This window comes from Paenibacillus typhae, from assembly GCF_900099765.1.
Classification (GTDB): domain Bacteria; phylum Bacillota; class Bacilli; order Paenibacillales; family Paenibacillaceae; genus Paenibacillus_AQ; species Paenibacillus_AQ typhae.
The window spans coordinates 16,062-35,186 of record NZ_FNDX01000015.1; the positions used below are offsets into that span (position 1 = coordinate 16,062).

At 54.7% G+C, this 19,125-nt stretch carries 20 protein-coding genes; 16 read left to right on the forward strand and 4 right to left on the reverse strand.

The genetic code is table 11. The annotated features are described in order from the left end of the window. Window positions 1-10: 10 nt before the first annotated feature. The 6 genes from BLR64_RS14330 (at window position 11) to BLR64_RS14355 (ending at window position 5,330) form a co-directional block, all read left to right on the forward strand. Complete coding sequence (locus tag BLR64_RS14330; RefSeq protein ID WP_090715115.1) at window positions 11-307, forward strand: putative quinol monooxygenase; 297 nt, start codon at window positions 11-13, stop codon at window positions 305-307. Between the two features lie 288 nt (window positions 308-595). Further along, window positions 596-1,771 (forward strand): pyridoxal phosphate-dependent aminotransferase, encoded by a 1,176-nt coding sequence (locus BLR64_RS14335; RefSeq protein WP_090715229.1) that lies wholly within the window; start codon window positions 596-598, stop codon window positions 1,769-1,771. Between the two features lie 35 nt (window positions 1,772-1,806). Then, window positions 1,807-2,187 (forward strand): hypothetical protein, encoded by a 381-nt coding sequence (locus BLR64_RS14340; protein ID WP_090715117.1) that lies wholly within the window; start codon window positions 1,807-1,809, stop codon window positions 2,185-2,187. Window positions 2,188-2,303: 116 nt separating this feature from the next. Then, window positions 2,304-2,630 (forward strand): ArsR/SmtB family transcription factor, encoded by a 327-nt coding sequence (locus tag BLR64_RS14345; RefSeq protein WP_068723164.1) that lies wholly within the window; start codon window positions 2,304-2,306, stop codon window positions 2,628-2,630. Window positions 2,631-2,737: 107 nt separating this feature from the next. After that, entirely contained in the window at window positions 2,738-4,513 is a 1,776-nt protein-coding gene (locus BLR64_RS14350) for a SulP family inorganic anion transporter (RefSeq protein ID WP_090715119.1), read from the forward strand. A 115-nt stretch (window positions 4,514-4,628) separates the two neighbouring features. Beyond that, window positions 4,629-5,330 (forward strand): DUF1361 domain-containing protein, encoded by a 702-nt coding sequence (locus tag BLR64_RS14355; protein WP_068723167.1) that lies wholly within the window; start codon window positions 4,629-4,631, stop codon window positions 5,328-5,330. On the opposite strand, the gene BLR64_RS14360 is transcribed toward BLR64_RS14355, so the two are convergent. After that, window positions 5,306-5,647, reverse strand: a complete 342-nt coding sequence (locus tag BLR64_RS14360) for an MGMT family protein (protein WP_090715120.1) — start codon at window positions 5,645-5,647, stop codon at window positions 5,306-5,308. The two genes, BLR64_RS14355 and BLR64_RS14360, sit on opposite strands and share 25 nt — an antisense overlap. Window positions 5,648-5,720: 73 nt before the next feature. On the opposite strand from BLR64_RS14360, the gene BLR64_RS14365 reads away from it, so the two are divergent. From BLR64_RS14365 to BLR64_RS14410, 10 genes are all read left to right on the forward strand, one after another. Beyond that, complete coding sequence (locus BLR64_RS14365) at window positions 5,721-6,233, forward strand: DUF2569 domain-containing protein (RefSeq protein WP_090715122.1); 513 nt, start codon at window positions 5,721-5,723, stop codon at window positions 6,231-6,233. Window positions 6,234-6,367: 134 nt separating this feature from the next. Beyond that, window positions 6,368-7,918: a spore germination protein gene (locus BLR64_RS14370; protein WP_208607181.1), complete on the forward strand. Its 1,551-nt coding sequence runs from the start codon at window positions 6,368-6,370 to the stop codon at window positions 7,916-7,918. After that, the gene (locus BLR64_RS14375) at window positions 7,915-9,072 is read left to right on the forward strand and encodes a Ger(x)C family spore germination protein (protein WP_090715124.1); all 1,158 of its coding nucleotides are present in this window, start codon (window positions 7,915-7,917) and stop codon (window positions 9,070-9,072) included. The genes BLR64_RS14370 and BLR64_RS14375 overlap by 4 nt, the downstream gene beginning before the upstream one ends. A 5-nt stretch (window positions 9,073-9,077) precedes the next feature. Next, on the forward strand, window positions 9,078-9,281 hold the full coding sequence (locus tag BLR64_RS14380) for a hypothetical protein (RefSeq protein WP_139171979.1): 204 nt from the start codon (window positions 9,078-9,080) through the stop codon (window positions 9,279-9,281). A 23-nt stretch (window positions 9,282-9,304) separates the two neighbouring features. Continuing rightward, window positions 9,305-10,408 (forward strand): GerAB/ArcD/ProY family transporter, encoded by a 1,104-nt coding sequence (locus tag BLR64_RS14385; protein WP_090715127.1) that lies wholly within the window; start codon window positions 9,305-9,307, stop codon window positions 10,406-10,408. Window positions 10,409-10,563: 155 nt separating this feature from the next. Continuing rightward, window positions 10,564-11,190, forward strand: a complete 627-nt coding sequence (locus BLR64_RS14390) for a BTB/POZ domain-containing protein (protein WP_090715129.1) — start codon at window positions 10,564-10,566, stop codon at window positions 11,188-11,190. Window positions 11,191-11,227: 37 nt separating this feature from the next. After that, window positions 11,228-11,524 carry an antibiotic biosynthesis monooxygenase family protein gene (locus BLR64_RS14395; protein ID WP_090715130.1) on the forward strand — a complete coding sequence of 99 codons (297 nt, stop codon included), beginning with the start codon at window positions 11,228-11,230 and terminating at the stop codon, window positions 11,522-11,524. Between the two features lie 15 nt (window positions 11,525-11,539). Continuing rightward, window positions 11,540-12,361 carry a phosphotransferase family protein gene (locus BLR64_RS14400; protein ID WP_090715132.1) on the forward strand — a complete coding sequence of 274 codons (822 nt, stop codon included), beginning with the start codon at window positions 11,540-11,542 and terminating at the stop codon, window positions 12,359-12,361. 546 nt (window positions 12,362-12,907) lie between these two features. Continuing rightward, complete coding sequence (locus tag BLR64_RS14405) at window positions 12,908-15,130, forward strand: ArnT family glycosyltransferase (RefSeq protein ID WP_090715133.1); 2,223 nt, start codon at window positions 12,908-12,910, stop codon at window positions 15,128-15,130. Between the two features lie 28 nt (window positions 15,131-15,158). Next, window positions 15,159-16,139 (forward strand): glycosyltransferase family 2 protein, encoded by a 981-nt coding sequence (locus BLR64_RS14410; RefSeq protein ID WP_090715135.1) that lies wholly within the window; start codon window positions 15,159-15,161, stop codon window positions 16,137-16,139. Between the two features lie 123 nt (window positions 16,140-16,262). Here the strand turns inward: BLR64_RS14410 and BLR64_RS14415 are convergent, their stop codons facing one another. The 3 genes from BLR64_RS14415 to BLR64_RS14425 form a co-directional block, all read right to left on the reverse strand. Next, window positions 16,263-16,829 (reverse strand): FAD-dependent oxidoreductase, encoded by a 567-nt coding sequence (locus BLR64_RS14415; RefSeq protein WP_090715136.1) that lies wholly within the window; start codon window positions 16,827-16,829, stop codon window positions 16,263-16,265. A gap of 71 nt (window positions 16,830-16,900) precedes the next feature. Continuing rightward, window positions 16,901-18,427 (reverse strand): sensor histidine kinase, encoded by a 1,527-nt coding sequence (locus BLR64_RS14420; RefSeq protein WP_090715138.1) that lies wholly within the window; start codon window positions 18,425-18,427, stop codon window positions 16,901-16,903. Next, complete coding sequence (locus tag BLR64_RS14425; RefSeq protein ID WP_090715140.1) at window positions 18,424-19,110, reverse strand: response regulator transcription factor; 687 nt, start codon at window positions 19,108-19,110, stop codon at window positions 18,424-18,426. The genes BLR64_RS14420 and BLR64_RS14425 overlap by 4 nt, the downstream gene beginning before the upstream one ends. Window positions 19,111-19,125: the final 15 nt, after the last annotated feature.

The window sequence follows — 19,125 nt, forward strand, 5'->3', positions numbered from 1 at the left end:
AGGATGAACAATGATTATTATTCATGCTACACTTCAAGTTAATCCTGAGCGCGAGGCACAGTTTCTGGCTGAAGCCGATGCTTTGATTGCTGCTACACACCAGGAGGAAGGCAATGTTTCTTATGAGCTCTACAGACACACCTCCCGCAGCAACGTATTCATTATGGTTGAAGAATGGCGTGATGCCGAGGCTGTAGCCGGCCATAACACAAGCCCGCACTTTACCGGCTTTGCCGCCAAGGCAGGAGAATTCCTGACTGCACCGCTTGATGTCAAGGTATATCAGGGCGAGCCGGTGGGCAAGTAACAGGGGCTGTATCAATTAAATAGCCTGATAGTATAACGAGAAGGTCATCCTGCATGAGGGTGGCCTTTTTAGGTTTAACAAACATCGAACTATTCACGGCCAAAGGGCTGGAATCGGGGGCATATACCGTTTCCCCTCAAGCGGCTTGGTATGGCCGGCGTTGTGAATCTATACCTCACCTAATTTATGCTCCATAAAATATAGCAGTTGCCCCGCTAACACCGAACCGCTAGAATAAATGCAATATGTAACATGATAAAAGGAACAGCGGAGAGGATGAGCGGGGCAGTGACTACTTTTGAACCGTCACATTTGCTGAGTGCTTTGCCCAAACAGTTTTTTGCTGCACTGGTTGCCAGGGCTGCACAAGCTGCAGCGGAAGGGCATGATGTGATCAATCTGGGGCAAGGAAACCCCGACATGCCGACACCGGCACATATCGTTGAAGCCTTGCAGGGAGCGGCGCTTAATCCGTCCAACCATAGATATCCGCCGTTCCGCGGGCATGACTATCTGAAGGAAGCGGCAGCTGCATTTTACAAAAGAGAGTACGGGGTGGAGCTGGACCCGCAGCGTGAAATCGCCATTCTGCCCGGAGGCAAGACCGGTCTGGTTGAGGTGGTGCAATGCCTGCTGAATCCCGGTGATACCGCGCTTGTTCCGGACCCGGGATACCCGGACTACTGGTCGGGGATCGAGCTGGCCCGGGCGGTTATGGAGCTTATGCCGCTCACGGAAGCACGCGGATTCCTGCCGGACTACGGCACGATAAGCCCGGAAGCCGCAGCGAGAGCGAAGCTGATGTTCCTCAATTATCCGAACAATCCTACCGGAGCTGTGGCTGACCAAGCATTCTTCGCGGAGACCGTCAGCTTTGCAGCAGCGAATACTATTTGTGTGGTGCATGATTTTGCCTATGCGGCAATCGGCTACGAGGGACTGAAGCCGGTAAGCTACCTGCAGACACCAGGGGCCAAGGATACCGGCATCGAAATTTACACGCTGTCGAAGACCTATAATATGGCCGGCTGGCGGGTAGCTTTTGCCGCCGGGAACGCCAGTGTGATCGAGAGTCTGAATCTGCTGCAGGATCATATGTATGTCAGCCTGTTCGGGGCGGTGCAGGAGGCAGCGGCAGCGGCCCTGCTCGGCCCACAGGATAGTGTGCGGGAGAACATGGCGCGTTACGAAGCCCGGCGGAACATCCTGATCGGCGGGCTCCGGGAAGCCGGCTGGCAGGTGGAGGCCCCGCGCGGCTCCTTTTTCGCCTGGCTTCCTGTCCCGCCCGGCTATACCTCGCAGAGCTTCGCTGATTTGCTGCTGGACAAGGCGCATGTGGTCGTGGCTCCGGGCATCGGTTTTGGCGCTTACGGAGAGGGCTATGTCCGGATCGGCCTTGTCAGTGATGAGGCCCGGCTGGCAGAGGCGGTGCAGCGGATTGCAGGGCTGCAGCTTTTTGATTAATATACCGAAACTAAAGGGATGGCGGGGCTATAGAGATGAAGATAACAGTAACGAGACAGGGAATCCGGAAAAATGAGGTGTACTTTACAGCAGACTGCGGCGAAGGCAAGGGAATCTGGTGCGGCAGTACCCCTGTCCTCCCCGGAGAAGCACTAGAGGTGGAATTTGAGCTGCCCGCACTGTTTATGCGCTGGGTGGATATTGTTCCGGCTGCTCCAGGCGGGAATGCCATACGGGTGGACGGGGAACAAATCCTGTTAACAGGTATTCTGGAGAATATTGAGGAGGACGGAACGGGGTATCTGCGGCTGGGGAACGGGCTGATCATGTTTGAATGCCTGGGTGAACCGATGGCGCTCGGCGGCTGCGTAGAGATCAGAACCCGGGAGCTGATGATTTATCCGGTAAATCTGTAGGCGCAGGCTGCTTCCCGCCGCAGGGATAGAAATGCTGCACAGCCATAGCCACCCCGTGATAAATAATGCTAAGATAAGCATAGAATTGAAGTACAGCTATAAGGAGCAGAAGTCCAATGAACAGCGATATTCAGCAATTCAAGACGGAGTTTTTCAAGGCGCTGGCTCATCCGATGCGGATCCGCATCCTGGAACTGCTGAGTGATGGCGAGAAGAATGTGAATGAGCTGCAGGCGATTCTCGGATCGGAAGGCTCTGCCGTCTCCCAGCAGCTGGCTGTCCTTCGCGCCAAAAATGTGGTTGCCAGCGTCAAGGAGGGCACTACCGTAATCTACTCTCTCCGCGATCCCCTGATCAAGGATCTGCTGGCAGTAGCCAGGCAGATATTCGATAATCACCTCGTGAATGCGATTTCTATCCTGGAGGGCATCCGCAGTGAATAGAATCCGCCCCTGAGCGGGCGGATTTCCCGTTGACAAGAACGGCGGGCAGGAGTAATGTTGCTCATATATTCAAATAATCAGATATTCAAAGAAAAGAAGGTTAGATGATGACAGGGTGGGGCCGTTTCCAAGGCTACAACATTGCTTTGCTGCGCAGGGATATCGTTTCAGGGACGATTGTCGGCGTGATTGCCATCCCGCTGGGGATGGCATTTGCTATTGCTTCCGGTGTCAAGCCGGAGTACGGGATTTATACAACCATTGTAGCGGGAATCCTGATTTCCCTGTTCGGAGGTTCGAAATTCCAGATCGGCGGACCAACCGGCGCATTTATTCCGATTCTGTTCGCCATTGCGATGGAATATGGATATGAGAACCTGCTGATTGCCGGGATGATGGCCGGGGTTATTCTGGTGCTGATGGGCCTCTTCAGGCTCGGTGTGCTGATCAAATTTATTCCGAGGCCGGTCACCATCGGCTTTACCACCGGGATTGCCGTTATCATTTTTACCGGGCAGATCGGGAATTTCCTCGGGCTGCAGGGGGTTAAGCGCCATGAGGCCTTCATTGACAATATGAAGGAGCTGGGCCTGCATATCTCCACAATCAATTTGTACAGTGTGCTGACGGCTGTTATCTGTCTGACAGTAGTTATACTTGGTCTGCGGTTTGTCCCTAAGGTACCGGGTTCACTGATCGGGCTGCTGTGCGCTACACTGGTTGCGGCGCTGTTCTTCAGCGGCAAGGTTACAACCATCGGCTCTGCCTACGGTGATATTCCGAATACGCTGCCGAGCTTTCACTTTCCGGTAATCACCTGGGAGCGGATCAGGCTGCTGCTCCGTCCGGCGTTTGTCATCGCCATGCTGGGAGCGATTGAATCCCTCCTGTCTGCGGTAGTGGCCGACGGCATGTCCGGCAGCCGGCATAACAGCAACCGTGAGCTGGTCGGACAGGGCATTGCCAATATTGCCGCTCCGCTGTTCGGCGGTATTCCGGCTACGGGGGCGATTGCCAGAACGGCCACGAATATCCGCAGCGGGGCGGCTTCTCCGCTGTCGGGCGTCATTCACGGTGTGGTGGTGTTCCTGATCCTGCTGCTCTTTGCGCCGTATGCCTCCAGTATTCCGCTTGCAGCAATGGCACCCATCCTGATGGTCGTCGCCTGGAACATGAGCGAGCGCAAGCAGTTCCTGAAGCTGCTGAAGCTGAAGACGGGAGATTCCCTGGTCATGTTCATTACCTTTCTCCTGACCATATTCGCTGATCTGACAGTAGCTGTGGAGGCAGGGCTGGTTCTTGCCGTCATCCTGTTCGTGAAACGGATGGGCGAGACCCACCTGGTCGCCAAAGTGCTGCCTGATCCGGAGTCGGTGAAGGTGGCTGCGCATATGGTAACCGACAGCCATGACTGTCCGCAGGTCGGAATCTATAACGTGGAGGGGCCGCTGTTCTTCGGCGCCGCCTACCGGTTTGGCGATACGATGCCGGAGCCGGGACCCGGCAAGCCCAAGCTGATTATTCTGCGCATGGGCAAGGTGCCGTTCATGGATACAACCGGCGAGGCCAATCTGGCTGAGCTGGTGAAGCAATTGCAGGCTGACGGCGGGAAGCTGCTGATCTCCGGCATGGAGCCGCAGCCGCTGGAGCTGCTGAAACGGACCGGCCTGTACGACAAGATCGGGGGACAGCAGTTCTTCCGGCATACCGGGGATGCGATAAATACCGCACTGGCCATGATTCAGACAGAACGCTGTGCAGGCTGCCGGCATGCCGCGTTCAGGGAATGTGCGGCGCTGGCCGGTGTCCAGGAAGCGCCGGGCAGAACAGGCTTCAAGAGTCATAAGCCTGCTATCGCCGGCAAGCTCAGCAGCGGCATCTGACCGTTAAGTTTTCGTCATAGCAAATAAAAATTAACAGCCCGGGTGCATCCAGACGCCCGGGCTGTTATATTTAGTATGGTTGTTCCATTCTAACGGATAAGGAGAATATTCCCTGATGAAGGAACTGAATTATACGAAAGTGTTTGTGCTGTTAGCCGGCTTGTCCCTGGCAACTTTAGGGGTGTACCGGGTAGTTTCGCTGCGGACCGATACATACTTTGATTTTTTACTGTGGAACCTCTTTCTGGCCTGGATCCCTTTCTTGTTCTCAAGCGCCGCATATGTACTGGATAAACAGAGATTCAGCAGCATGCTGCTGCTGCCGCTGGGGATCGCCTGGCTGCTGTTTTTTCCGAACGCGCCGTATCTGATGACAGACCTGCTGCATCTGACTGCACGCAAAAGCATCTATATCGTCAGCGGAGAAGTACAGAGCCGGTTCTGGTATGATCTGGTTACCCTGCTGCTGTTCACCTGGAGCGGCTGGCTGACAGGCTTCTTCTCGCTGTACCAGTTTCAGAGTGTCATTTCCCGCAAAAGCAATCTGTTCTTCTCCTGGATTTTTGTACTTGCCGCCTGTGCACTTGGCGGCTACGGGGTGCTTCTCGGCCGGGTCTACCGGCTGAACAGCTGGGATGTGCTGACAGACCGGCATCAGCTGATTCAGCTGGTTAATGACAGCTTAAACCGGCAGTCGCTGTTCTTCAGCCTGTTTGTTGCGGTTGTACTGCTAGTTATCTATGCTACGCTGTACTTTTTGCTGAACGGGCTGGTCAGCAGCGGCGGGAGAGGCTACTCCAGAGGAGGCAGGAAATAATTCTCCGGGTCAGCTTCCGGTACGTACAGGTACAGCTCCAGATTGATGGCCCCGTCCGGCTCAAACTCTACGCCCTCGCCCGACAGGTACAGCCTCTGGACCGATCCGGATTCATCATCCAGGGCAATCCTGCCCTTGGCATTAATGACCCTGTGCCACGGCAGCCTATACTTCCGGCTCATGGAATGCAGAATCCGCACCACCTGTCTGGCGGCCCTGGGGCTTCCGGCAGCCTTGGCTACGCCTCCGTAGGTCATAACCTTTCCCTCTGGGATGGCCTGGATGACGGCAATAACGTTTGCTGTAAATGGTGTCATAGGTTCTCCTTAAACGTCAGTGGACTTTCTAACGGATGATATAAACCAGATTATAACAGAGGATGTGCTTGTTTTGGGAACACGTATCCCCGGTAAAAAAGGAATGGGGCTGTCGCCGGACCATCCGAAAGGGCTTGGCGGCTGGCTGGCGCTTATCCAGATTGGTCTTTATGTTACGTTTATCAGATCGTTTATACTGGTCTACGATTTCTTTACTAACACCCTCGGAAGCGAGGGCTGGTATGCCCTGACTTCCCCTGCTTCTGCAGATTATCATGCATCATGGAAGCTGGTGCTGATTTTTGAGGTAAGCGCGAATATTATTTTGCTGTCAGCTTCTGTTTATCTGCTCACTTTGCTGTATAACAAACGGGCGGTTTTTCCGCGCTGGCTGATCTTTTACTATATCATCGGCCTGCTGCTGCAGCTCGTCATCATTGTGCTGGTCGCGGGCATCCCGCAGTCATCGGAGCTGGCCGCAAGCGGCAATCTGCTGCAGAATGTTGCGCGGGGTCTGGTAAACGGCCTCATCTGGACTGCCTACATTTTGCGCTCTAAGAGAGTGCGGAATACCTTTGTTAACTAACTCTATATACAAGCCAGTAGAAAGCCGCCGCTGCGGCTTTTTTGCTGTCCCGGCAAACGGATATACGAATAGGAGTGCAGGGGTCGGGGGATAATCAGATAATCAGATTAAAAGAATAGACAGGAGTGACGGCTGTGACGAAAGCGGGAATTACGGAGAACAGCGAACATTCTGCCCCGAAGATTGATTCCTCCCAGCCTCTAAGCCGTTCTATGGAAGATACGCTGGCGCTGTTCCGGAAGATTTTCCGCAATGACGGCACGCTTAGAATACGGGTGATTGAAAATGAGCAGGACAAGCGCATCCGCTGTGCAGTGGTCTACGTTGACGGAATGATCGACCGGGAGCTGATTCAGAACGGAGTGATGAGACCGGTAATGACCTACGAGTTTCCGGACGGAGACCGGGAGAATCCGGAGAGCCTGATGGAACAGATCCGTACCCGGGTGATCAATATCAGTGATGTGATGGTCTCAGTGAAGCTGGATGAGCTGATCGGGGCCGTTGTCGGCGGCAAAACAGTCTTTCTGCTGGACGGCTATGCCGGTTCCTTGAACATTAATGCCCAGAGCTGGGAGACCCGTTCAATAGAAGAGCCTATGACCGAAAAGGCGGTGCGAGGTCCCCGGGACGGCTTTAATGAGTCGCTCCTGACCAATCTGACCCTGATCCGCCGCCGGGTGCAGAACTCTGACCTCAAATTTGTTTTTACCGACATTGGCACACGAACGAAGACCCAGACCTGTATCTGCTACATGGAAGGCCTGGCCTCGCCCGATATCCTGAAGGAGCTGCAGGGAAGGCTGGCCCGGGTGGAGATCGACCATCTGCTGGATACAGGCTACCTGGCCGAGCTAATCCGCGATGAGCCGTATTCCCCTTTTGAAATGATCGGGAGTACAGAGCGCCCGGATTCCGTTGTCGGCAAAATAATGGAGGGACGCATTGCCGTTCTGATCGACGGAAGCCCGTTCGCTCTGACCCTGCCGTATGTTTTCGTGGAAAACTTCCAGGCCAGCGAGGATTACTATATCAGTTATTTTTTCGCCACGTTTAATCGCCTGCTCAGAGTTCTCGGCGCATTTCTGTCGATCAGTATTCCTGCCGTTTATCTGGCGCTGGTCACCTACAGCCAGGAGATGGTGCCGACCCTGCTGCTGCTGAGCATCGCGGCCGCACGTTTGTCTGTGCCGTTTCCCACTGTAGTCGAAGCGGTGCTTATGCTGACGATCTTCGAGATTCTGCGTGAGGCGGGAGCGAGAATCCCCAATTCTATCGGACAGGCGGTCAGCATCGTAGGCGCACTGGTGCTGGGCCAGGCTGCAGTGGATGCGCGGATCGTCAGCGCACCGATGGTTATTGTTGTAGGACTGACAGGAATCACAACCCTGCTTAATCCAAGGCTTACCGGGCCTTTGATTATTGTCAGGATCATCCTGCTGCTCAGCGCCTTTATGTTCGGCCTCTTCGGCTATTTCTTCGGTCTGCTCGGGCTGGTTATCCATCTGATGAGCCTGCGCTCCTTCGGCGTCCCCTACATGCTAGGGGTAGGCTCTATCCGGCCTCAGGATATTAAAGACACGGCAGTGCGTGCACCCTGGTGGGATATGTACCTGCGTCCGGCGGTGATCGGGGCCCGCAATATGAAGCGTAAGGCTTCGCAGCAGAAGGGGGGAAGAAGATGAGCAGGACTGCCTTCAAGACAGCTTCGGCCCTGCTTGCCGCTATGCTCCTCTTTGGCCTGACCGGCTGCTGGAACTACTCGGAGATTGATGATATGTCCATTGTAGCCGGCGTAGCCCTCGATAAGAATAAAGCGGATAATAACATTCAGATGACCGTAGAGATGGTCGATACCCAGGGCGGGCTGCAGGATAATCAGACCGGCTTCAAAATGCTGAGCCTGACCGGCGATACCATTTTCAGTATTGCCCGCAGTATGATTTCGCTGACCGGCCGGAAGCTGTTCTGGAGCCATGCCAAGGCCATTATCATCAGCGAGGAGCTGGCCCGCGAGGGGCTGGTAAAGGTGGTTGACTGGTACAGCAGGGATACAGAGACCCGGGCCGATGTGTATATCTTTGTAGCCAGTGAAAAAAATGCCCGTGAGGTGCTTAATCTGAACCAGACGAATAAGACGATCATGTCCTTTGAGCTGGCGCAGATGATGAAGGATGAGATGTTTACGGGCACGGCGCCGGTTGTGGAAATTTGGGATTTTATCGACAAGCTGGAGACCCCCGGGAAAAGTGCGATTGCCCCGCTGATAAACATCAGCGAGATGAACGGGCAGAAGAACGGACGAGTTAACGGCACTGCGGTGTTTGCAGAGGACCGGATGGTCGGCAAGCTGGACGGAACAGAAACCCAATATGCTCTTTTTGTCAAAAATGAAGTGAAGGGCGGGGTGCTGACAATAGACAATGAGCGCGGCAGGCCCACCTACTCGCTTGAGATCTTATCAAACCGGACAAAGGTGAAGCCTGTCTGGGAAAACGGTAAGCTGCAGATCCAGGTGCATACGCTCACCCATACCGGGCTTGATGAAGTGATGAGCACGGTTGATCTAACCGGAAATGAGAGCCTTGCGGCTATTGAGAACCGGGCAGGCGCGCAAGTGCAGCGTAACATTCTCTCTGTCATCCGCAAGCTGCAGCGGGATTACCAGACGGATATTTTCGGCTTTGGCAAGGCAGTGCATGATACTATTCCGCGAAGCTGGCACAAGCTGGAGGAGAGGTGGCCGGAGGAATTCAAGGAGCTGGATGTGAAGGTCACTTCAAAGGTAATCATTCAGAGTACAGCCAAATCTTCGAGAACAATCAAGTTAGGAGATTAATGACCGTGCCCGTCTACATTGTACTGATTTACGCGTTTATTGTATGGATAGACCCTTACGGCCTGCTGAAGCAGGGGAAAAAGCGGGATTTTTACATGTGCTCTGCACTGTGCCTGATTTCCTTCTCGCTGGCCTTCAGCCTGGCGATGGACTGGGAGATTCCCAGTCCCTCACCGCCGATTGTCTGGCTTGTTAAACAGCTATTCTAAGAACCGTATAAAGGAGGGTGTGCATGAGCAAGGAGATTATACCGGGAGGGCAATCCATCAGTATCGTTATATTGTTCATCATCGGCAGCTCGCTGTTTATGGGTACTTCAGGCGAATCGGGCAACAGCATCTGGATTGCAATTATCCTGGCTGTACTGCTGGCAATCCCTCTGATGCTGATTTATGCGCGGCTCCATACGCTTTTTCCGGGGAAAAATCTGTTTGACATGCTCATTTCCGTCTTCGGGAGAGTCATAGGCCGGGTGTTCTCCTGTTTGTATATCTGGTATACCCTTCACCTGGGCTCACTGGTTCTCCGCAATTTCGGGGAATTCAGTAAGACAGTGGTCTTGACATCCACTCCCATGCTGGCTCCGATGCTGATTATCGGCCTGCTCTGTATCTGGGTGGTGAATGCAGGTATGGAGGTGGTCGGACGAAGCTCAAAATTTCTGTTGCTGTTCACTTTTGCCGTAATTGTTGTTGTCCAGCTGCTCTCTGTCCCCAAGTATGATTATCAGCATTTGAAGCCCCTGCTGCACAGCGGCTGGGGACCCGTATTCTCGGATGTGGCGGGCTCCTTTACGTTTCCATTTGCGGAGATTGTGGTTTTTCTGGGAGCCTTCACGGTTCTTCCGCGAAAAGGCTCGGCGGCACGGGTGCTGGTCAGCGGGGTGGTTATTGCAGGAGTGATCATTCTCGGCGTCTCTGTGCGGAATCTGCTTGTACTCGGTCCGGAAATTCTGTCATCGCTCTATTTTCCCTCCTATGTGGCGGTCAGCCGGATTAATGTCGGAGATTTCCTGACCCGGATCGAGGGCTCGTCCGCCATAGTTTTTATAACCTCGCTGTTCATAAAAACAAGTCTTTGCCTGTATGTAAGCTGCCAGGGCATTTCAAGAGTCTTCAACCTGGAAAGCTACCGCTCAGTAGTTCTGCAGATGGGGCTGATTATGGTTTATATGGCGGATTTTATCTATAAGGATATTACGCAGATGCAGTATTTTGCCTATCATATTTATAAAGTGTACGCTCTGCCTTTTCAGTTGTTCATTCCGCTGCTGCTGTGGATTACCGCCGAAATAACGGCGCGCAGGGCCGGAGCCAGGGAGGAGCCTTCACCATGATAAAATGATAAAAGCACCTCGTGCCTGACTTTCCGTTTACCGCCGGCGGGAGGTTTTTTGTTATTTCCAAGCGTTGCTGAAGATCGTTATAATGAGAGACAGAGAATACGCCTTTGCGGGCTGAATGAGTTTTACGTTTAACAAGGAGGAAGCTTATGAGTGTTTCGAGTATCATGATGTCCTCCCATTGGGGCAGAGAGGTCAGACATAAGTATGCAGCCCAGGGCTCCAAGGCGCTGGCTGTTGTTTTTCCGGGCCAGAATTATTCGGCTGAACGCTCACTGCTGGACTATGCAGGCAAGGTGGCTGCTGAGCACGGCTGTGATCTGCTGATTCTGGAATACGGCTATCAGAGCGCCCGGGCGGGATTCAAGCGGGAAGAGCTGGATATTGTCGTAGAGGAATGCAAAGCGGCACTGGGCGCGGTTGCCGAGTACGAGCAGCTGCTGTTCATCAGCAAAAGCATGGGGACCGTCATTGCCGGACGGCTGGCTGCAGAGCTGGGTGTGCAGCAGAAGACGGCTCATCTGTACCTGACTCCTATCGCCGAAACGGTACCCTGGATCCGCAAAAGCCGGGGGAGTGTTATCTATGGCGGCAGCGACCCGATGTTCAGCGGGCAGCATCCTGCCGAAATCAGCGGACTGCCGAATATCAGGGTGTACCGGATTGATGACGCCAATCATGCGCTTGAGGTGGGCAGTGTTAATGAATCGCTGGCAGTGCTGCTGGTGATTATCAATTTTTATCATGAGTTTTTCAATGATGCACTTGAAGCTTAAGGTTTGTTTTTAGTAAAGGGGAGAAGGAGGAAGTCAGATGATATTGGAAGCGGCCATGCTGCAGATTCAACCGGGGCTTACAGCGGAGTTTGAAGCCAGCTTCACCAAGGCCTCTCCGCTGATTGCCTCCATTGAAGGCTATTTGGGACATGAGCTCCAGCACTGTCTGGAGGATGACCATAAATATCTGCTGCTTGTAAAGTGGCGGGCACTTGAGGATCATACGGTAGGATTCAGGGAATCAGCCCAGTACCAGGAATGGAAGGCCCTGCTTCACAGATATTACGACCCGTTCCCGGCAGTAGAGCATTTCACCAGCGTGAATCTGGACTAAACGGGAGGAACGGCTATGGAGTATAACCGGCGGGTAGGTGCAGGCCGGACTGCAGAAGTGTTTGAGCACGGGGATAATACGATTGTTAAGCTATATCTGGAGGATTTTTCTCCGGCTGCAGTGGAGCAGGAATTCAGGGTAAGCTCATATGTGTATAACCAAGGCAGTGTCCGCACTCCCAGGCCTGTCGGGCTGACTGAAGCAGAAGGGCGCAGGGGCATTGTCTTTCAGCAGATTCACGGGCGTTCCCTGCTGGGCCAGATCAGCGGACAGCCCTGGCGTTTACCCGTGTATGCCAAGCAGCTCGCCTCCCTGCATGATCAGCTGCATCAGCTGGAGGGCAGCCCGGAGCTTGGTCAGCATAAGGAGCAGCTTCACAGACAGATTGTAGCCGCACCCATGCTGACCATGGAGGAGAAAACGGCTGTTCTGGAACATCTGCAGCGGCTGCCTGAAGGCAGTAGGCTGTGTCACGGCGACTTCCACCCTGATAATGTGCTTATTGATGCCGACGGTGCCTGGATTATCGACTGGATGAACGGCATTTCCGGGAATCCTGCGGCGGATGCCGCAAGATCAGTGCTGCTGTTCAGCATGGGGGCGATGCCACCGGGGAGCTCATTCACCGCACGGGTGGTCACCGGCTTCATCAGGCAGAAGCTTACGAAGGTCTATATCCGCGAATACCTCCGCTTGTCGGGCCGCAGCTATGCCGAGATCAATGCCTGGGTGCTGCCGGTAGCTGCTGCGAGGCTAATCGAAGGAGTTCCGGCCGCAGAGAAGGAGCAGCTGGCCAAAGAAATCCGCAGGCGTCTGAGATCATTGCGGAAGTCCTAGCACTTTTCTGGAGATGAGTGTTATACTGTACGACTGCAACTGTGTAAGGGGAAATATAAGATGGTCCAGGTCAGCCAGAGCTTCTGGCTGGCTTTTTTTGTGTGAAATCATGAACCATGAACCGCTAACGGACTGAAATGACCTTTTTTCTCTGAATTGGGGCATATAAGGCCGATGGTGTTCGTTAGGATGACTAAAGAACGGTTTAGCTGAAAATAAGCGCATTTGAGTCCGTTACAGGATGAGGTGTGTGTCTGGCGCGTTAACCTGTTGGGCATCCGCTGTAGCAGGAGATTTGAATTTATTATGGGGTGGCCGCAGAGTTCCTGAGCCGGCATCCATATTAAGTCCGCAATATATGCCCCGGGGCTTGCCCGGACCGGACCCTAAAATGATCTTGCCTTAGCCCAAAAACGTTCAGCAAACTTTCAGCCTGGCCTCATTGACGATTAAGGTACGGGTGCAATAATACGGCTATGCAATGCTTGACTCTGGGGAGAGAGCGCTGCCGAATGAGGTTCTATTGAAAGATGGGAGTGGAACAACTTGAATGATGTTAAAAAAACCGGCTCTGACGTGGTACTGCTGTTTATTCTGCTGCTGGCAGCCTTTCTTTACGGATTCGGGATCTGGAATGATCATTATGTAAATACGTATTACACCACTGCTGTCGGAAGCATGCTGCAGAGCTTCCACAATTTCTTCTTTGCTTCGCTGGATTCTGCGGGTTCTGTAACCGTGGATAAGCCGCCGGTGACATTCTGGATTCAGACGCTTAGCGCCTGGATCTTCGGGCTGCACGGCTGGAGTGTTATCCTGCCTCAAGCCTTGGCCGGCGTTGGCTCGGTACTGCTGGTCTACCTGCTGGTTAAGCCAAGCTTCGGCAGAACAGCGGCCCGCCTTGCCGCGCTGGCGATGGCTGCCACGCCAGTTGCAGCGGCAGTCAGCCGCACGAACAACATTGATGCCATGCTGGTCTTTACCCTGCTGCTGGCAGCCTGGTTTTTGTTCAAAGGGACCAGACAGCATAGAACAGGCAGTCTTCTCACCGCTTTCGGACTGATCGGGGTGGCCTTCAACGAGAAGATGCTGCAGGCCTATATGGTTGTGCCGGCTTTTTATCTGTTCTATATTGTGGCCGCCAAGGTCAACTGGAAGAAAAAAACCGGCGTTCTGGCCGCCTGCACCGCAGTGCTGCTGGTCATTTCGCTCTCCTGGGCGGTTATCGTTGACTCGATTCCGGCGGATAAACGGCCGTATATAGGCAGCAGCGGCACCGACTCTGTGCTGAATCTGGCCTTTGGATACAACGGGGTATCCCGTCTGACCGGTGACCGCAGCACTGGAGGCGGCATGCCGGGTGGTGGCGGCTTCGGCGGCTTCGGCGGCCAGATGCCGGGCATGAACGGTGAGATGCCGCCCTTTGGCGGGGGAATGCCGGGCCTGAATGGTGAGATGCCCGCTATGGATGGGGCCGGCGGGCAGGGCAGCCCGGACGGCCAGAGACAGGGCAGTGACGACGGTACCCGCGGCCAGCAGGGTACAGGCGGCGGAGCGCGCGGCGGCGACAGCGGCGCGGCATCCCGCGGCCAGAACGTGCCGGGCGCGGAGGACGGCGGCGGAATGCCTCCGGCACAAGGCGGAGGCCAAGGTGCGGGGGACGGCGGGATGCCGGGAGCTTGGCCGGACGGCGGAGGCCGGCAGTTCGGGGGCGCTGACGGCAGCCGGGGCATGCCGGGTGGCGGCATGTTCAACACCGGCACCGCCGGTCCGCTTCGGCTGTTCCAGCAGGAGTTGTCCGGCCAGTCCAGCTGGCTGCTGCCCTTTGTATTATTCGGCGTAATCGGTATTTTTACCAGTCTGCGCCGCAGGCATTTTACGATGCAGCACAAGGAAGCCCTGTTCTGGCTGTCCTGGCTGGTTCCGGCGATGGGCTTCTTCAGTATCGCCGGATTCTTCCACCAGTATTATCTGATCATGATGGCGCCGCCGGTTGCGGCGCTGGCCGGAGCAGGCTGGTTCAAGCTCTGGCACTACTATAAAGAGCGTTCCGGCTGGCTGTCCTGGCTGCTTCCGGCAGCTGTTCCGGCTACTGCAGCCTTCCAGTGGTACATTATTCGTCCTTATGACAGCACTATCGGCAGCGGCTGGTCAATCGGAGTGCTGGCTGCAGGGCTTGCAGCAGCCTTGCTTCTGATTGTGCTGCGGATGCTAAAAGGCCGGGGGAAGCCGGCCCTTGTCCATGCCGCAGCTGTAGCCGGGCTGCTGGTGCTGCTGATCGGCCCGCTGTACTGGGCGTTTACACCTATCACCTACGGCCTTAACAGTATGACTCCGGCCGCAGGTCCTGACAGCAGTAACAGCGGCGGCTTCGGAGTAGGCGGCGGACGAAATGCCAGCACCGGAGTGAACGGGGAGCTGCTGGCTTATCTGAAGGAGCACAATACAGGTGAAGAATATCTGTTCGCAGCCATGGATTACGGGACAGCAGGCCCTTATATTATCGATAAAGGTGAAAAAGTAGTTATTCTGAACGGCTTCAACAACTCCGATGTACCTTACACGACTGAGTCACTGCAGGCACTGGTGGAAAGCGGCAAGGTGAAATATTTTCTCGTTACCAGTGGCGGTATGGGCGGAGGAAGGGGCGGTAATTCCGGGATTACAAGCTGGATTACGGAAAATGGCACAGAGGTGCCGTCAGCCGACTGGCAGGGAACCGTGACGGGCGGAGCCGGAGGAACCCTGTATGAGGTCCATTTAGACTAAGCACATTTCATTTAAGGAGGAGCTGCCCATGAGTATGAACGTGCGCTATTCCGTCATTATACCGATGTACAATGAAGAAGCCGTGATTCAGGAAACTTACCGGCGGATCAAAAAAGTTATGGGAACAACAGGAGAGCCCTATGAGCTGCTGTTTGTAAATGACGGCAGTACGGACAACTGTGCGCAGATGATAGAGGAGTGCAGCTACTGGGATGAGAGCGTGAAGCTGATCGATCTGTCCCGCAATTTCGGGCACCAGATCGCCATTACTGCCGGGATGGATTATTCGCTGGGCGATGCGGTCATCATTATTGATGCCGATCTGCAGGACCCACCGGAGCTGATTCTGAAGATGATCGAGGAATGGAAAAAGGGCTATGAGGTGGTGTATGCCAAGCGGATTAAGCGTAAAGGTGAATCTGTATTTAAAAAATGGACGGCCAGCGCCTTTTACCGGATTCTCCGCTATTCCACTGACATCTCTATTCCGGTTGACACGGGGGACTTCCGGCTGATTGACCGCAAGGTATGCGAAGAGCTGAAACGGCTGCCGGAGAAAAACCGGTTTGTCCGCGGCCTGGTCAGCTGGGTGGGCTTCCGGCAGAAGGCGATAGAATACGAGCGCGATGAGCGGCTGGCAGGTGAAACCAAATATCCGCTGAAGCGGATGATCAAGCTGTCGCTGGATGGCATCACTTCGTTTTCATACAAGCCGCTGAAGCTGGCAGGTTATCTCGGAGGGCTGCTGTCAGCCGGCGGATTCCTGTACCTGATGTATGTGCTGTACCTGGCGCTCTTTACGGACGAGGTCGTTAAAGGCTGGGCGTCAATGATCGGCATTACCTTAACGTTCAACGGGTTCGTGCTGATCATGCTGGGTATTCTCGGTGAGTATGTAGGCCGGATTTATGATGAGACCAAGGGCCGTCCGCTGTATATTGTGCAGGATTTCTATGAGGGCAGGGCGCAGACTGTCCAGGAGCCCAGAGTAGCCCAGCTTAACAAGTGAACAGGGAAGAGAGACCTCTCCGGTACGAAAAAAAGCTATCTCTGCAGATATGGCCTCAGGCCAATCCGCCGGGATAGCTTTTTTGCTGCCCAATATTGCTGAGCCGTATATGAGTGCCCCTTACTAAGCCTTCAGCAAATCGTGGTCCACATATCTTGCACCGTTCAGCTCGCTGATGATGTTGATGGCAACCTTTGCACCGTCACCGGCAGTGATGATGGCGTGTACACTGACACCGGCAACTGTCCCGGCAGCCCAGATACCGTCAACATTGGTTTTGCCCTCTGCGTTAACGGCCACTACGGTTTTGATTCTTGGCTCGGTGCCGTCCTTCGTTTCTACTCCTGCTTTGGCCGCGAGGTCCGTCAGCACGCCTGTTGCCAGGATAACATGCTTCGCTTTGTAAGCAGAACCGCTTTCGGTTTCGATCGTAATGCCTTCGCCGCCCGCTATGAGGTTAACGGCCTGATCGGCAACCAGCTCTGCTCCAAATTTGACCGCCTGCTTATGGCCGGTTTCAACCAGGTCGGGACCGCCGATTTCGGCAATTCCATAATAGTTCTCATACCAGCCTCTGCGGGTCATGCCTTTGTCATTGTCAATCAACAGCGTTGTTTTGCCCGCCTTGGCAGTGAACAGGGCAGCGCTTGCACCGGCAGGGCCGGCTCCGATAACAGCAACTTCATACATAGCGATAACCTCCTGAAAGTTAAGTAAAGTTAAGTATGCTTACTATTATAACGTTAATTACGGCTTATAAGCTACCGGCCTGCCAGACAGGGTAAAGTGATCCTGAAGGCAGTCCCTTTACCAGGGACACTCTCCACACTGATCTCTCCGCCGTGCGCTTCTACAAGCGATTTGGTGATGGATAAGCCGAGGCCGGATCCGCCGTATTTGCGCGTGCGCGAAGAATCGCTGCGGTAGAAGCGGTCGAAAACATGCGGCAGATGCTCGGCTGAAATCCCCGAACCGTTGTCGCTCACAGTCAATTCTGCTTCCTTGTTTCGGGCATGCAGGGCAATATGGATAGCGCCTAGTCCGCTATCCGTATGCTGCACGGCATTATGAAACAGATTGAGCACAACCTGCTTGATTTTGTCAGGGTCATACATTCCGCGGATGCCCCTTGAACAGTCAAAGGTGACCCGGCGGCTGCCTGCCAGGACCAGCAGCTGCGCCTGCATCTCCTCGATAATCTCATCGAGCTGCAGCTCTTTGGCCCTGAGCTGGGGCGCTCCGTCCATCCGCGCCAGCAGCAGCAGATCCTCGACCAGCTTGTTGATCCGCCTGGATTCCCCGTGCATGCTGTTCAGCGCATTATAGAGCTGCTCTTTATTGTCCGCAGCCCCGCGCAGCAGTACCTCCAGGAAGCCGTGGATCGAGGTGAGCGGGGTGCGCAGCTCATGTGAGGCATCGGCTGCGAACCGCCGCATCTGCTCCTTGGCCTCGCGCTCACCCCGGAAGGAGATTTCCAGCCGCTCCAGCATTCCGTTGAAGGAATGGGAGAGCTTGTCGATTTCCGTCTGCCCCTGATTAACCGGGAAGCGGACATCCAGATTACCGGCATCTATACTCTGGGCGGCATCCCCCATGTTGGACAGCGGTACGAGCGTCTTGCGCAGTGCGGGCAGGTAGAGGAACAAGCCGGCCAGCAGAGCAACCATGGCGAGTACAGCAAAGATCATCAGCTGCTGCAGGATCACATCCTTCAGCGGTCCCGTCTCCACACTCATCTGCAGCAGAATTTTGTTCCCGCCGGGCCGTCCCAGATCCATGAAGACGGCCAGATGCTGGCTGCCGTCCGAGGCCGTAATCAGCCTGTAGCTTCCGGTCGCCTTATCTGTCGTATGAATGAGCAATTCATTGTATTGCTGATCGTTCAGCCTCGGGGCGGCAGAATCGGACAGCGTGTCCTTCTGCAGGTCCGTAAAGGTCCCGTCCGAGCTGTATGCAGCAATAGTCGTATGCGCATCCAGCAGCAGCGGTCGTCCGCCCTCACCGTTGCGCTGGCTGGACGGGCTGTTGCCCGGCATGCTGCCCATGCCGCCGCTGAAGGAATTCGAAAGATCCCCGTAAATGAGCCTGTAAAAAAAATCACGCGGCACAGACCGCAGCTGGGCCTCCATCGTTTCTGCCCGGTTGCTGTAAATAAAGTTGCGCATCAGCACATACTGCAGAACGCCGATGAGCAGCAGGAGACCGGAAAGAATGAGCAGGGAGGTCGCCAGCAGCTGCTTGCGCAGGGAACGCGGGGCGTGCAGCCTCTGCAGGAGGCGGGGTATCATAGCAGATCCACCCGGTAGCCTGCACCGCGCAGGGTGCGGATAATCCGGTGCTCCTTATCGCCGAGCTTCTCGCGGAGAGAGCGGATATAGACCTCGACGATATTTTCCTCGCCGCCGAAGTCATAGCCCCATACCTTGTCCAGAATCATCGGTTTACTCAGCACCAGGCCGTGGTTTATCACCAGATATTGCAGCAGCTCATATTCGGTAGGGGAGAGCTCAAGCACCTCGTCCCTGAACCGGATTTCCTTGCGTCTGCCGTCAATCCGGAAGGGGCCGCAGCGCACCTCGCCCAGCAGTCCGGGAAACTGGTTGCGCAGCCGTGCCTGGATCCGGGCCAGCAGCTCATCGAAGCTGAACGGCTTAACCATGTAATCATCTGCGCCGATGGACAGGCCCTTAACCCGGTCATCCACCTCGTCCTTGGCCGTCAGCATAATGACGGCAATCTCTGTTTCTTCCGAACGGAGATAACGGCATACCTCGAACCCGTCCATTCCGGGCATCATTACATCGAGAATCGCAACATGGGGCTTGAAATCCGCAGCGATGGCTATGGCGCTTGCGCCATCAGGTGCGGTTTTCACATCAAAGCCTTCATTGCTAAGTCCCAGTTCAAGGAACTGGAGTATGTGAGGCTCGTCATCAACGAGCAGGAGGCGTACGCCCTGGGTTGTTTTCATCGTCGGTTCCTCCAT

Coding starts and splice junctions, on each gene's coding strand:
- BLR64_RS14330 (WP_090715115.1), top strand. CDS start 11: ATGATTATTATTCATGCTACACTTCAAGTTAATCCTGAGCGCGAGGCA.
- BLR64_RS14340 (WP_090715117.1), top strand. CDS start 1,807: ATGAAGATAACAGTAACGAGACAGGGAATCCGGAAAAATGAGGTGTAC.
- BLR64_RS14345 (WP_068723164.1), top strand. CDS start 2,304: ATGAACAGCGATATTCAGCAATTCAAGACGGAGTTTTTCAAGGCGCTG.
- BLR64_RS14350 (WP_090715119.1), top strand. CDS start 2,738: ATGACAGGGTGGGGCCGTTTCCAAGGCTACAACATTGCTTTGCTGCGC.
- BLR64_RS14355 (WP_068723167.1), top strand. CDS start 4,629: ATGAAGGAACTGAATTATACGAAAGTGTTTGTGCTGTTAGCCGGCTTG.
- BLR64_RS14360 (WP_090715120.1), bottom strand. CDS start 5,647: ATGACACCATTTACAGCAAACGTTATTGCCGTCATCCAGGCCATCCCA.
- BLR64_RS14375 (WP_090715124.1), top strand. CDS start 7,915: ATGAGCAGGACTGCCTTCAAGACAGCTTCGGCCCTGCTTGCCGCTATG.
- BLR64_RS14385 (WP_090715127.1), top strand. CDS start 9,305: ATGAGCAAGGAGATTATACCGGGAGGGCAATCCATCAGTATCGTTATA.
- BLR64_RS14390 (WP_090715129.1), top strand. CDS start 10,564: ATGAGTGTTTCGAGTATCATGATGTCCTCCCATTGGGGCAGAGAGGTC.
- BLR64_RS14395 (WP_090715130.1), top strand. CDS start 11,228: ATGATATTGGAAGCGGCCATGCTGCAGATTCAACCGGGGCTTACAGCG.
- BLR64_RS14400 (WP_090715132.1), top strand. CDS start 11,540: ATGGAGTATAACCGGCGGGTAGGTGCAGGCCGGACTGCAGAAGTGTTT.
- BLR64_RS14410 (WP_090715135.1), top strand. CDS start 15,159: ATGAGTATGAACGTGCGCTATTCCGTCATTATACCGATGTACAATGAA.
- BLR64_RS14415 (WP_090715136.1), bottom strand. CDS start 16,829: ATGTATGAAGTTGCTGTTATCGGAGCCGGCCCTGCCGGTGCAAGCGCT.
- BLR64_RS14420 (WP_090715138.1), bottom strand. CDS start 18,427: ATGATACCCCGCCTCCTGCAGAGGCTGCACGCCCCGCGTTCCCTGCGC.
- BLR64_RS14425 (WP_090715140.1), bottom strand. CDS start 19,110: ATGAAAACAACCCAGGGCGTACGCCTCCTGCTCGTTGATGACGAGCCT.